Here is a 13,098-nt window from a genome sequence, read left to right as displayed (position 1 = left end):
TGAGATTTAGCAGCTACTCAAGCCAATTTTAATTTATATTCTAACCTTAATATTCTAACACGTTTCGGATTAGAGTGCGAGTCAGCAAAATATGAAGCCTTAAAAAGCTTCCGGATGATAACGAGGTCTCTCGACAAAGGCAAGTTGCGGGGGTGTTATCTTGAGGAAGCTTAAATTTTAGCTCTGTCACTTAAAATGTTAGTCAAAATAAAAAAGACTGGTTTTTTTACCAGTCCATTTATTACTTGATTATTCAGCTTCAATCAAACCGTAACGACCATCTTTACGACGGTAAACAATACTGGTTCCGTCAGTTTCGGCATCTTGGAAAACAAAGAAGTCATGTCCAAGCATGTCCATTTGGAGGACTGCTTCTTCTGGATCCATTGGTTTGAGTGAGATTTGCTTTGTCCGCACAATCTTCAAGTCCTCTTGACTTTCAGTATCGTCATCAGTTGGGACAAATTCTAAGTTCTTGAAGCCCTTTTCACGCGACTTCCGGTTAACCTTAGTCTTGTACTTCCGAATTTGCCGTTCAAGCTTATCGGTAACGAGGTCAACACTACCGTACATGTCATTAGAAGTTTCTTCGGCCCGTAATGTAAGGTATGGTAATGGAATAGTAACTTCTACCTTGTAAGTACGGTTAGGATAAACTTTTAAGTTCACATGGGCTGTTGCTTCTACGTTGTCTTCGAAGAACTTTTGTAACTTATTAATCCGCTTTACCACATAATCACGAATTGAGTCAGTTACTTCGATATTTTCACCACGAATATTGAACTTTAACATAGTAATTTCTCCTTTCAGATCAAGCAATTTGCTTGATCTGGTATCAGAAGGACCACTCTTCTCATATCCTTAACTATATTATAGTGTAGTTAATACTATTTAACAAATGAATCAGGGGAATATTTAGATTTTTTTAACGGGCAAGCGAAAGGCTTTGGACACGTTTACAACCATTCTGATAGCAAAGTTCTGCAGCATGATATAAGGTCCGTCCAGTGGTGTAAATATCATCAACCAGGACAATCCTTAATCCTTGCAAGGTGATATTCCTATCGAGAAAAAATTGCTGTTTAGTTTTGAGGCGTGATTGGCGATCTTTCTTTGATTGAGCTACCTTCTGCTTTTCCCGATGTTTGATCAATTCGGTATACTGAATATTTTCTAACAATCCCGTTACCTGATTAAAGCCTCGCGTTTTCATAGTATGATTGGTGACCGGGATCGGGACTAAAAGGTCATAATCCATCTGGCTAATCACCACTTGCAGAGATTGCTGAAAAACTGCCCGCAAATGATATTGTCCCTGAAATTTATACTGTTGCATAAATTCCCTCATTGCCTGGTTATAATGAAAAATTGGCCGATGGCTTAAATGCCACCCATATTGTTGCTGCCATCTTTGGCAATCAGTACATAGCTTATTCTTATCCTCACGACCACACCCTTGACAAGCGTTCGTGCCAGAATAACGAATAAATTTTTGAAAGCAGGCATTACAAACTACCTGTTTCCTAATTGGTCCAGGAAAAATAATCTCGCTAACCGTTAATCTTTTTGTTAATGAACGGTTACAAAGCAGGCAATTAACCACGAAGCAAACGCCGCCCTTTCCTATTCATATAAGCAATTTGCCGCTGAGCTTCCCGGACTTGACGACTATATGATTGAACCCAAAACATTACTTTACCGGTAGGACGACTAGCCGAACGCCCTGCCCGTCCTGCAATCTGAACTAGTGCTGATGATGAAAAGACCTGATCATCAGCGCCAAGAACAAAAACGTCAATGCCCGGAAAAGTAACTCCCCGTTCTAAGATTGAAGTAGTAATTAAGAATTCATACTTTCCGTCCCGCATTTGCTGAACTTTTTCTAGTCGTTTGGGATCCGTAGCATGAACGGTAGTAAATTTCTTATCAGTTAAAGCTTCTTGCAAACATAAAAAAGTTGGTTGGAGATCTGAAACATGAGGAACAAACAAAAGACACCGGTAATTAGCCAGTGTTTTCTTTAACTCATTCAGGAGTTTGTTAGGGAGTCGTTTTCTTTGCAGCTGTTTTCGCCAATCAGATGTTAAGAAAATCTTGATTTGAGGAAGCAGGTTCCCGTGATAACGAAGTGGAAGATAACTAACCATTAATTTTTTCTTGCTAATTTGGCGAATCAACTTTTTTCCAGGGGTCGCTGTCATAAACAATATCCCGCCATTCTTTTTAACCGCCTGCTTAGTAGCAAAAAGCAATGCCGAATTAGCAGCATACGGAAAAGAATCAACCTCGTCGATAATTAAATTATCAAAGGCATGGTAAAAGCGTAACAACTGGTGAGTTGTGCAAATTGTCAGCTGACGATACTTACATTTCTGTGGCTCTCTCCCGTGAAGAAGAGCAATTGAGAAATCAGCAAAAGCCACCTGGAGCCTAGGATATAGTTCCAGACAAACATCGACCCGTGGTGACGCAATTGCAACCCGTTCACCCCGTTTCAGTGCAGCGGTAATTCCGGCAAACATCATTTCCGTTTTTCCCGCACCCGTAACTGCCCATAGCAACTGGCGGCGATGCTGATCCATCCGTTCTTTCACCATTGTTGACACCTTAGTTTGTAGTGGCGATAGTTGTCCCCTCCACGTTAAAATCCGCTGAGGAACTTCAAATTGATTTGGTTCTGGAACATGGTAAAATTTATCAAGAGTTGATACCCGTCCTAATGTAACGCATTGTGGGCAATAGTATTGCTGACTAGGCATTGCGGTAATCCACTTATTCGTTACCGTTCCACAACGTACACAGGTTATCGTCTTTTCTCCTACTTTCAACGTTGGTAAAATCTGGATTTGCGAACCATCAATTGGTAATTGTTCTACTTGAGGGCATAGTACCCGTCGTCCATATAATTCACTAATATCCATTTTGATCCCTCCCATTAAGTTAATACGGAAAAAGGCCAAAATTTCACCAAAGGAGTAATAATCAATGTCAGAACCATTTCTCACTATCGCTAAAAACACTAGCAACGAGATGGTCATCAAAAAATCTCGTTTCATATGTTCAGTTGCCCGAGTAACCTCCGATGAAGCAGCCCAACAATTTATTGACCAGGTTAGTACCGAAAACAGAAAGGCCACTCATAACTGCTATGCCTACATGGTCGGTGACCGTGACCAAATTCAACGAGAAAGTGATAACGGTGAGCCTAGTGGGACAGCCGGTGTCCCAATTTTAGAATCACTTCAATTAGCTAACCTCCATAACGTGGTTGCCGTTGTTACCCGTTATTTTGGCGGAATCAAGTTAGGCGCTGGAGGCCTTATTCGTGCCTATAGCAACTCAGCTACCAACGCTATTCATAAGGCAGGACTAGTCCAATTGGTTACTCAAGCCATCCTTGAAATTACCGTTAGCTATGCACAACATGACTCCCTCCTCCACTATTTAAAAGAGCATCAGATCGAGGTTGCTGATGAGCAATTTGGTGCTACAGTTCAAACAAGCATTTACGTTGATGAGGATAAAGTCGCCGCTTTCACTAAGCTGTTAATCAACCGTTTTAACGACCAATTAACAATCAAAAAAGGAACCTCGCGCGAACACGAAATTCCTTACTTTGCTAACTAGCTTAATACTGTTTCAATTACGTTAAGGATAACAATAAGTAGTAATAGAATAATAACCCATGTGGTGACCACCCTTGTTTTGTGATCACCGCTTTTTAATTTCGACCAATTAAAGCCAATATAGGAACCAATTAGAAGAACGGTCCCGAAAATTCCAATCAAATTAGAATGAAAGCCCAATTGGTCAAGGCTAAAGCCACCCATTAAAAATAAACCAACAGCAAACAACAAGCCCAAGACGATATTTCTTTTTCTCACGTTATCCACCCCGTAAATAATTTCCCGGGAAATTTCAAGCTAACTTTTTATAACATTGAAAACTGTCCCTGAACTTATTAGTATTCACCAGTAAAGCTATTCAATTTACGCCTACTCATGTAAATGATAATTGTAGCTTGCAACAACAATATTCTGCCGAGAATTAAGAACCGTCCGTAGCCGAACACTAGTCTGGTTATGAAGGGCAAGTTGCCATGGATGCTTAGGGATAAACTGCGGAACTAGGACAGTGGTTGAATAGTTACGGGCAGCCGCTCTTTTAGCAATCACATCTACAAACCGCAAAGTTGGCTTAGCAATTGAACGATACGATGAATGAATATCAACAAAACGAACATCTGGAAATTCAGCCTTAAATTCATTAGCAGTCTTATGCTCTTTACCCGGATTTTCATCAAACGAAACGTGCATTGCGATCACGTAATCACCAATGGAGCGGGCATAGTTAATCGCTCCTCGAGTAACCCGCGTAACATTCCCGACTAGGACAATAACGGTTGCTCCGTCATAATCATGTAATTGTACCTTCGTCTTTTCGGCAACCCGTAATTGTTTGGCAACCTTAATATAGTGACGATGAATTGCATGAAACATGTAAAGCAATAGCGGCATGATAATTAAGTACGGCCAAACGTTGCCAAAGTGCTGCCAGAATAATGCAAGAACTAATGCCAGCGAGATTAACGCCCCGACAAGGTTAATAAATGCCTTTCCCAGCCAAAGACCTTCCCGTTCACGGAACCAGTGAATAATCATCCCAGATTGAGATAATGTGAACGGAACAAAGACCCCGACGGCATAAAGCGGAATTAACATATTCGTTTGTCCATGGAAGATCAAGATTAGGATAATTGCGCCCACCGCTAACGAGATAATCCCGTTAGAATAACCGAGGCGATCCCCACGATCCATAAATGCATGGGGCATGTACTTATCCTTTGCCATATTAAAGGCAAGAATTGGGAAGGCGGAAAAACCAGTATTAGCAGCAACTGCAAGAATCATTGCAGTCGATAGCTGAAGAAGATAAAAGCCAATTCCATGACCACCAAATACGGCGAGACCAATTTGCGAAAGCACAGTGGTTCGTTTATCGGGAACAATTCCAAAATAAAAGCCGTAGAAAATAATCGCAATGAAGAAGATTGCCAAGATCGTACTCATAATTGCAAGAGTAATTGAAGCGTTCTTTTCCTTTGGCTTATTGAAGTTCGGCACGGCATTACTTACCGCTTCAACCCCAGTTAATGAGGATGAACCAGCAGAGAATGCCCGAACAAACAGAACAAATGTCATTCCGGTAACTGGAGTTCCATAATCAGCAGGTGCTTGGTAATGAACCTGACCCGTGACTATATTGTAAGCACCCCACAGAATCATTACAGAAATCATAATTACGAAAAAGTAAACCGGAATTGTCAGAAAATTGGCACTTTCACTCATTCCCCGCAAGTTCATGAACATAATTAACAGAACAATAACAATTGCAATTGGAACAGAGAACCGGTAAAGTGCCGGGATTGCAGAAGTAATTGCTTCCACTCCTGATGTCGTAGAAACCGCTACGGTCAACATATAGTCAACCAAAAGCGATCCCCCGGCAAATAATCCACCATTGCTTCCCCAATTCCGGGTGGCAACAACATAGGCACCACCACCGCTTGGGTACGCACGAATAATCTGTTGATACGAAAGAGTAATTGCCAATAACAGCAATAATACGATTGCGGCAATCGGAATCGAGTACCACATTGCCATTGCAGATAAGGTTACTAAAACCGTCGTGATCTGCTCTGGCCCATAAGCAACTGACGAAATTGCATCGGATGACAGCATCGCTAATGCTTTAAATTTAGTTAAGTGAGTTTGACCCTCATCCAAAGTTTTCAAAGGTTTCCCAATTAAAACTCGTTTAATATAACGCCACATACTATCCTCCCAATATTCATGGAATGTAATCGTTTAATCGATTTCGGATAACTGAACAATAATACAATTATTTTAACTACTTTGCAATCGCTAAAACAAGACGTAATTACTACTGACTGTCTATTTTTCTTTAAGTCGCTCATTAACTTTCTTTGCTGCTGGATCAATTTTAGTCATTCGACTATTAACTGCCCAGACATAAAAGAATAAGGAAACAAGGATAATCACAATGAAATCAAACGGGTACGGAATCCAATCTTGACCACCAAAGCCCTCACTTCCAGCGTAAGAAATTAAGGAAATAAAGACCATATAACAAATTAACCAAGCGGCACTTCTCAGCTGCTGACGCCAGTTTGTCTTTTGATAGCGCCATTCATAGTAGAGATAAATCGGTAAACCAAGCGCAATCACAAAGATTACCTGAACTGTTGTTGGCCACATTGTCCAATAAATTGCCAATCCCGTTACCACGAATGCAAATGGTGCTAACCACTTCATATAGTTAGGCGCAAATGGTCGCTTTAAGTCCGGTGCCATTTTTCGTAAAGAAATAACTGTTACTGGCCCAGTTAAGTAAGCGATCAGAGTTGAACCAGTGATGACCGTTGCCAATAAACTCCAGTTTCTAAAGACATTTACCAAAATCGTGGCTAAAATCAAGTCCGCTACCATGGCAAACCGTGGAATCATATAGCGCCGCTCCAACCGGCCAAGCCATTTTGGTAGGTGTCCAGTATGAGTCATTGCTGCTAATGCTCGGGATGCTGTTGCTACAAACGCAACTCCTGTCCCAAATGGTGAGACAAACGCATCCATGTATAAGAGAATTGCTAACCAATTTAAGCTCAGCAAAATTGCAATATCAGCAAATGGTGACGCAAAGTTAATTCCATGCCAGCCGCTCTTTGCTAGTGATGCAGGACTAACTGCACCGATAAATGCAACTTGAAGCAGAATGTAAATTGCAGCGGTTATCAGCATTGAAGCGAGGACGCCCCGGACGATATTTTTATGCGGGTTAACCATTTCACCACCCATATTAATGACTGTTTGGAAAGCATCATAGGACATAATAATCCCTGATATTGCTGCCGCTTCAAAAATTGAACGACTTCCATACGGCATAAACGTCTGAATATTATGACCAAAGTTCTCAGCATGAAAGCCACTAATAATCAGCATAACAATCGTTAAAGTTGGCAACAGGATTTTAAAAACCGAAATCAGATTTGTGAAACGGGTCATTAATTTAACAGACCAAAAGTTAATCAAGGTAAAGATCAGCATAAAGATGAATACAACAAACATCCCCATTGAAGTAACATTTCCCCCGCTAACAAAATGGTGCGTCCAATTAGCCCACGACCACGGCCACGAACTCATATATTGAACTGATGCAACTGCTTCCATTGGAACAAGAGTAATCAATGAAATCCAGTTAGCCCAAGCGGCAACAAACCCCAGAAGCGAGCCATGACTATACTGTGCATAGCGACTCATCCCCCCGCTTTCTGGGAACATTGCTCCTAATTCAACATAGGTCAATGCAATGCTGATTATAATTACCGCGCCAATAATCCATGAAATAATGGCCGCTGGTCCGGCAACTTTAGCAGCGGTCCCGGCACCAAATAACCATCCAGAACCAATTAACGAATTTAGGGCTAACATCACAGCAGAAAATAACGTTATTTTATGCCCTCTCATCTTATCCATATCTTTCTCCCCTATTAATTACTTTTTTGAATAGATAATTAATCATACCACTAACTCTAACACTTTATTATTAAAATCGAAAAAGTGCTGGATTCTTTGATAAACGCATAACTATTATTTATTTTTTGCAAGGTATAACACTATTTCGTTTTAATTGATTTATTTCGCACATTGTTTGATAATATAAGTGATATTTGTTGTAGATTAAGATGATGGGAGAAGAAAAAATGATTGATCATGCTACCAAACGATCTGATGAGATCGTTGTTAGCAAAAAGTATAAATATTTTATGGTTTTTCTTTGTATGTTAACTCAAGCCATTCCGTATGAAGTAGCGCAAACAATTCAACCATTGTTTGTACACCCAATCGTTAATACTTTTCATTTTACGTTAGCTTCATATACGTTAATTTTTACCTTTGGAGCGGTTGCTGCTTCATTTACCTCGCCATTTATTGGTAAAGGCCTAGAAAAATTCAATTTTAAGCTGATGTATCTTATCGGGATTATTTTATCAGCATTGGCTTATGTTGTTTTTGGAATCAGCACTAAGCTTCCCGAATTTTATGCTGCCGGAATTCTTTGTATGATCGGTTCAACGTTCTATTCTGGCCAAGGTGTGCCATGGGTTATTAACTACTGGTTCCCATTCGAAGGTCGTGGTGCTGCGTTAGGAGTAGCCTTTTGTGGTGGTTCAATCGGTAATATCTTCATGCAGCCAATTACCCAAAATCTTCTTAGTCACTACATGACTGGTAATGCAAAGACTGGTCACCTGATTTCCATGGCTCCATTTTTCTACTTTGCTGGAATGTTATTAATTGTTGGTTTAATTATTACTTTCTTTATTCGAACACCAAAGAAAGATGAGACAGTTGTTTCGGAAGCCGAAATTAAAGCTGGTAAAGAAGCCGCAGCAAAGAAAAAGGCCAGTGAATTTCAAGGCTGGACAAGTAAGGAAGTTATTCGGATGAAGGAATTCTGGATCTTCAGTATTGGTTTCCTGATTATCGGCCTTGGCTTAGCCTCGCTTAACGAAGACTACGCTGCCTTTCTTGATACTAAGTTGACTCTTACAAAGGTTGGTCTAATTGGATCAATGTACGGTGTCGGGGGATTAATCGGTAATATTACCGGTGGGATTCTCTTTGATAAATTCGGTACCGCTAAATCAATGTCTTACGCCGGAGTAATGTATGTCTTAGCTATTTTAATGATGATTATTATTAGTTTTCTCTCCTTCGGTAATAAGATGAATATGATTGCTGGATGCGGTTATGCCATCTTCACTGGATTAGCAGTCTTTAGCTATATGTCGGGACCTGCCTTTATGGCCAAGGATCTCTTCGGTGCCAAAGAGCAAGGGGTTATGCTTGGATATATTGGTTTAGCCTATGCAATTGGCTTTGCAGTCGGTGCACCCCTTTTCGGAATGATCCGAGATAGTGCTAATTTTACAGTTGCATGGTGTGTAATGATGATCTTTGTTGTTGTTGGTTTCCTGCTACTTGTTTCTGCTGCTGTCAAAATAAAACATCGTCAGAAAGAACTTATTAACAATAACCATTAGTTCTAACGCATAAAGGAGAAATTAAATTGCCTAGTTCATCATCAACAGCTAACCATCCTACACGGACAGTTAGTAACGCTTATAAATATTTCATGGTCTTCCTATGTATGCTAACTCAGGCCATTCCTTATGGGATTGCCCAAAATATTCAGCCACTGTTTATTCACCCATTGGTTAACACATTTCACTTTACACTTGCTTCTTATACCCTAATTTTCACTTTTGGGGCGGTTGCTGCTTCAATTACCTCACCATTTATTGGTAAAGGACTGCAAAAGTTTAACTTTCGGTTAATGTATATTATTGGGATTGGCTTATCTGCATTAGCCTACGTTATCTTTGGCTTTAGTACCAAGCTTTCCGGGTTTTATACGGCAGCGATCGTTTGTATGATTGGTTCAACATTCTTCTCCGGCCAAGGGGTTCCGTGGGTTATTAATCACTGGTTCCCACTAAAGGGCCGGGGCGCCGCATTAGGAATTGCCTTTTGAGGTGGTTCAATCGGTAACATTTTCTTATAACCAGTTACTCAGGGAATTTTAAAGCATTATATGACAGGAAATACTAAAACTGGTCATTTGCTTTCGATGGCGCCATTCTTTTACTTTGCTATTGCCCTTTTAATTACTGGTATAATCATCGCTTGCTTTATTCGGACACCAAAGAAAGACGAAGAAGTTGTTTCAGAAGCTGAAATCAAAGCGGGGAAAGCTGCCGCTTCCGAAAAGAAAGCCAAGGAATTTCAAGGTTAGACTGGTAAAGAAGTCCTTAAAATGAAGGAATTCTGGGTATTCAGTCTCGGCTTCTTAATTATCGGTCTCGGTTTGGCCTCATTAAATGAAGATTACGCTGCATTTCTTGATACTAAGCTTTCTCTAACTGAAGTCGGCCTAATTGGTTCAATGTACGGAATTGGTTGTCTAATCGGTAACGTTTCTGGCGGAATTCTTTTCGATAAATTCGGAACAGCAAAGTCAATGGCATACGCTGGTTGTATGTATGTTCTTTCTATTGCCATGATGATTTTCGTTAGTCATCAACCATTCGGTGCCCACAGTAGTAAAGTTGCCGGGATTGCATATGCGATATTCTGTGGATTGGCTGTTTTCAGCTATATGTCAGGACCAGCATTCATGGCGAAGGATCTTTTTGGTTCTCGTGAACAAGGGGTCATGCTCGGATACATTGGTTTAGCTTATGCTATCGGATATGCCATCGGTGCTCCACTCTTCGGTATCATCAAAGGAAAAGCTAGCTTTACTGTTGCTTGGTACTTTATGATGGCATTCGTTATTATCGGCTTCGTCCTCTTAGTCTTCGCCGTTGTTCGAATTAAGCGTTACCAGAAGCAATATATAGCTAGTCATAAAGAAACTAATTAATGGAGGTCTTTAATATGTGTACAGGTTTAAGATTTACTGATCCAGAAGGAAATTTATATTTTGGACGAAACTTAGATGTTGGAATTGATTATGGTAAAAAATTAATCATCACTCCTCGTAACTATCCGCTTCCTTATAAGTTCTTAGATGATAGCAAAACCGTTAAGGCTACGATCGGAATGGGAATTGTCATGGACGATTACCCACTATACTTTGACTGCTGTAACGAAGATGGGCTGTGCATTGCTGGTCTGAATTTCCCTCACTATGCTCAATTTAGTGACGGTCCGGTTGATGGTAAAACTAACCTCGCTCCTTATGAACTAATGATGTGGGTCACCCAAGAATTTTCGTCAGTTGCAGAAGTCAAGCAAGCACTTAAGAACGTTAACTTGGTTAATAAAGCTCTGATTGACTCTCTTCCGGTTGCTCCACTTCACTGGCTTATCAGTGATCAGCACGAAGCCATCGTTCTTGAACAATCACGACAATATGGTTTACGCGTATTTGAAAACCATTTAGGAGTCCTCACTAACAGTCCTGACTTCGCATGGCAAATGACTAATCTTTGTAATTACACTGGCTTAACTCCTCACGATGCTAAGCCGCAGACCTGGACAAAGCAAAATATTATTCCGCTAGGTGTTGGGACTGGAAGCATCGGTCTCCCCGGTGACAGCGTTCCAGCATCACGGTTTGTTAAGGCTTCATATTTAAATGCTAACTATCCTACAGTTGAAGGTGAAACTGCAAACGTAGCAAAATTCTTCAACATTCTTAAAGCTGTTGCCATGGTCAAAGGAAGCGTCGTTAACGTTAAGGGAAAGTATGAGTATACCGTTTATACTGCTTGTTACTCTGCCAAGACTAAGACTTACTACTATAACCTTTACAACGACTTTAACCTTCATTCTTGCCAGCTCACTGATGAGCAGATTAATAGTAATAAGCTGATTGTGATGGACGCCTAGCTGAATACTGGAAGTTAACTTTATTATTCGGGATGTCTATTCTGAATTTAAGAGTTAACTTCCAGTTTTTTGTTAAAATAGTCTAAAACGAAAGGCATCATTATGAATTACTTCATTACTAGCCGTGAAGACATCAAAACTTCAGCAATTGAACTGGCTCAAGTTAAACGACTACAGATTTTTGATTACCTTCATCAACCAGCCAAAATTGTAACCATGTATTATAATTTTGCTCACCTCGATGCTGAGAATAAATTAGGCACTAGCGGACGGGTAATTAATCTTTTTCAGTTTTATCAACGACTTCCTTATCATATGGATCCGAACTTCGATCAACCCCTTATTAAGCAAATTTTAAATGTTCCAGGCTATCAGGTAAAAGGCAACCAGGCTGAACGCAATGGGAAAGTCAGAATTAGAGTAAATCAAGATAATAATCGTCTTTACTATGTCGATTATTTAGATCAGTATGGGTTTACTGATCGACGTGACTACTATGATTGTGGCTGTAAAACTTATACCGAATTTTTTGAAGATCGCGCCCGACTAGTTTGTCGGCAATATTATGATCAATCAGGAGCGGTCAAAATAACTTATCATTATCGTGGTGGTCAGGGAAACGTCCCCGTCCTTACTTTGATCCAATTGGTTAATCAGAATCGAGAACTACAATTTGATAACCAAGACGAATTCCGCGCATACTTTCTTGATCAGTTAGTTGCTAACGATCCCGATGCACTGCTAATTAACGATCGTTCTGACGTTACACTAACCGCTTTTCGGTTAATGAATACTTCTCCTCGACGCTACCAGGTTTTTCACTCCGCATTTACCGTGGACGGACAAAGTAACAGTGAGATCTCACCTGTTTACCAGCCCCCATTAGTGATATGCTAACTCAAGGACAACTAACCGGATTAATCTCATCAACGAAACGCGAAGCAATGGATGCCAGTCACCGTTTCAATACCAATATGAGTTTCAATATTCCAGTAACCTTCCTTAATCAAGGGCAACTTGAAAAAAGGATTCCAGATGCACAACGACAGGTCGGTCATTTCATTGCCGTTGCCCGCCTTACAAAGGTTAAACAACTTGATCAGCTAATTAATGTTATTATCCGTCTCCATAAAGATTTTCCCAAAGTACAATTAGATATCTACGGCTATTCCGATGGTTGGAACAATTATCAAACAGCGAACGATCTTAAAAAGATTGTTAATAATCAAGGTGCTGACCATTATATTCATTTCCGTGGTTATCAACATGATCTTACTCGCGTCTATGAAACCGCCCAAGCTGAAATTTTAACAAGTCAGTATGAAGGATTTGCCATGGCACTATTAGAAGCGCAGGGGCATGGTTGTCCAGTAATTAGTTACGATATTAATTACGGCCCTGCTGAGATCATTGATAATAACATTAGTGGTAAACTGCTTCCAGCTAATGATTGCGACGCCCTTTATCAAAGTTTGCGTCAACTACTAGTTAATCCTAAATTATTTCACCGGTACACGCAAAATGCTCAACATGCCGCTGCTAAATTTTCCCTCAATGAAGTGGCTAAAAAGTGGCAGGATTTTCTTAAAAAAGCGTAATCAAATAACCTTTCTCGTAAAAA

11 protein-coding genes and 1 pseudogene are annotated in these 13,098 nt (G+C 40.2%); 6 read left to right on the top strand and 6 right to left on the bottom strand.

Features of this window, described 5'->3' with window-relative positions; all coding sequences use genetic code 11:
• Positions 1 to 249: 249 nt before the first annotated feature.
• From hpf to HUK45_RS03615, 3 genes are all read right to left on the bottom strand, one after another.
• The gene (hpf, locus tag HUK45_RS03625) at positions 250 to 792 is read right to left on the bottom strand and encodes a ribosome hibernation-promoting factor, HPF/YfiA family (protein ID WP_191911134.1); all 543 of its coding nucleotides are present in this window, start codon (positions 790 to 792) and stop codon (positions 250 to 252) included.
• A gap of 133 nt (positions 793 to 925) precedes the next feature.
• Positions 926 to 1,603 carry a ComF family protein gene (locus HUK45_RS03620; protein WP_191911133.1) on the bottom strand — a complete coding sequence of 226 codons (678 nt, stop codon included), beginning with the start codon at positions 1,601 to 1,603 and terminating at the stop codon, positions 926 to 928.
• Positions 1,596 to 2,921 (bottom strand): DEAD/DEAH box helicase, encoded by a 1,326-nt coding sequence (locus HUK45_RS03615; RefSeq protein ID WP_191911132.1) that lies wholly within the window; start codon positions 2,919 to 2,921, stop codon positions 1,596 to 1,598. Before HUK45_RS03615 ends, HUK45_RS03620 begins: the two co-directional genes overlap by 8 nt.
• Positions 2,922 to 2,985: 64 nt before the next feature.
• Between HUK45_RS03615 and HUK45_RS03610 the strand changes: the two genes are divergently transcribed.
• A complete protein-coding gene (locus tag HUK45_RS03610) occupies positions 2,986 to 3,627 on the top strand; it encodes a YigZ family protein (protein WP_191911131.1) in 642 nt (213 codons plus the stop codon).
• Here HUK45_RS03610 and HUK45_RS03605 read toward each other — a convergent pair.
• The 3 genes from HUK45_RS03605 to HUK45_RS03595 form a co-directional block, all read right to left on the bottom strand.
• A complete protein-coding gene (locus HUK45_RS03605; protein ID WP_242333818.1) occupies positions 3,624 to 3,884 on the bottom strand; it encodes a hypothetical protein in 261 nt (86 codons plus the stop codon). The genes HUK45_RS03610 and HUK45_RS03605 overlap by 4 nt on opposite strands.
• A 111-nt stretch (positions 3,885 to 3,995) precedes the next feature.
• Positions 3,996 to 5,834 carry an APC family permease gene (locus HUK45_RS03600; protein WP_191911129.1) on the bottom strand — a complete coding sequence of 613 codons (1,839 nt, stop codon included), beginning with the start codon at positions 5,832 to 5,834 and terminating at the stop codon, positions 3,996 to 3,998.
• Between the two features lie 120 nt (positions 5,835 to 5,954).
• Complete coding sequence (locus HUK45_RS03595) at positions 5,955 to 7,553, bottom strand: APC family permease (RefSeq protein WP_191911128.1); 1,599 nt, start codon at positions 7,551 to 7,553, stop codon at positions 5,955 to 5,957.
• A gap of 227 nt (positions 7,554 to 7,780) precedes the next feature.
• Here HUK45_RS03595 and HUK45_RS03590 point away from each other — a divergent pair, with 227 nt between their 5' ends.
• From HUK45_RS03590 to HUK45_RS09510, 5 genes and pseudogenes are all read left to right on the top strand, one after another.
• The gene (locus HUK45_RS03590) at positions 7,781 to 9,124 is read left to right on the top strand and encodes a conjugated bile salt MFS transporter (protein ID WP_191911127.1); all 1,344 of its coding nucleotides are present in this window, start codon (positions 7,781 to 7,783) and stop codon (positions 9,122 to 9,124) included.
• A gap of 92 nt (positions 9,125 to 9,216) precedes the next feature.
• Positions 9,217 to 10,506, top strand: a pseudogene (locus HUK45_RS03585) (conjugated bile salt MFS transporter).
• Positions 10,507 to 10,520: 14 nt separating this feature from the next.
• The gene (gene bsh, locus HUK45_RS03580) at positions 10,521 to 11,477 is read left to right on the top strand and encodes a choloylglycine hydrolase (RefSeq protein WP_191911126.1); all 957 of its coding nucleotides are present in this window, start codon (positions 10,521 to 10,523) and stop codon (positions 11,475 to 11,477) included.
• Positions 11,478 to 11,579: 102 nt separating this feature from the next.
• Positions 11,580 to 12,374: a hypothetical protein gene (locus HUK45_RS09515; RefSeq protein ID WP_235971974.1), complete on the top strand. Its 795-nt coding sequence runs from the start codon at positions 11,580 to 11,582 to the stop codon at positions 12,372 to 12,374.
• On the top strand, positions 12,368 to 13,075 hold the full coding sequence (locus HUK45_RS09510) for a glycosyltransferase (protein ID WP_235971972.1): 708 nt from the start codon (positions 12,368 to 12,370) through the stop codon (positions 13,073 to 13,075). The genes HUK45_RS09515 and HUK45_RS09510 overlap by 7 nt, the downstream gene beginning before the upstream one ends.
• Positions 13,076 to 13,098: the final 23 nt, after the last annotated feature.

The sequence above is a fragment of the Limosilactobacillus urinaemulieris genome (assembly GCF_014838745.1).
Classification (GTDB): domain Bacteria; phylum Bacillota; class Bacilli; order Lactobacillales; family Lactobacillaceae; genus Limosilactobacillus; species Limosilactobacillus urinaemulieris.
The sequence above is the reverse complement of the archived record's forward strand: the minus strand, read 5'-3'. Positions and strand labels throughout refer to the sequence as shown.

Excerpts from the sequence above, each read along its gene's own strand:
- hpf (WP_191911134.1), bottom strand. The coding sequence starts at position 792 with ATGTTAAAGTTCAATATTCGTGGTGAAAATATCGAAGTAACTGACTCA.
- HUK45_RS03615 (WP_191911132.1), bottom strand. The coding sequence starts at position 2,921 with ATGGATATTAGTGAATTATATGGACGACGGGTACTATGCCCTCAAGTA.
- HUK45_RS03610 (WP_191911131.1), top strand. The coding sequence starts at position 2,986 with ATGTCAGAACCATTTCTCACTATCGCTAAAAACACTAGCAACGAGATG.
- HUK45_RS03600 (WP_191911129.1), bottom strand. The coding sequence starts at position 5,834 with ATGTGGCGTTATATTAAACGAGTTTTAATTGGGAAACCTTTGAAAACT.
- HUK45_RS03595 (WP_191911128.1), bottom strand. The coding sequence starts at position 7,553 with ATGGATAAGATGAGAGGGCATAAAATAACGTTATTTTCTGCTGTGATG.
- HUK45_RS03590 (WP_191911127.1), top strand. The coding sequence starts at position 7,781 with ATGATTGATCATGCTACCAAACGATCTGATGAGATCGTTGTTAGCAAA.
- bsh (WP_191911126.1), top strand. The coding sequence starts at position 10,521 with ATGTGTACAGGTTTAAGATTTACTGATCCAGAAGGAAATTTATATTTT.
- HUK45_RS09515 (WP_235971974.1), top strand. The coding sequence starts at position 11,580 with ATGAATTACTTCATTACTAGCCGTGAAGACATCAAAACTTCAGCAATT.
- HUK45_RS09510 (WP_235971972.1), top strand. The coding sequence starts at position 12,368 with ATGCTAACTCAAGGACAACTAACCGGATTAATCTCATCAACGAAACGC.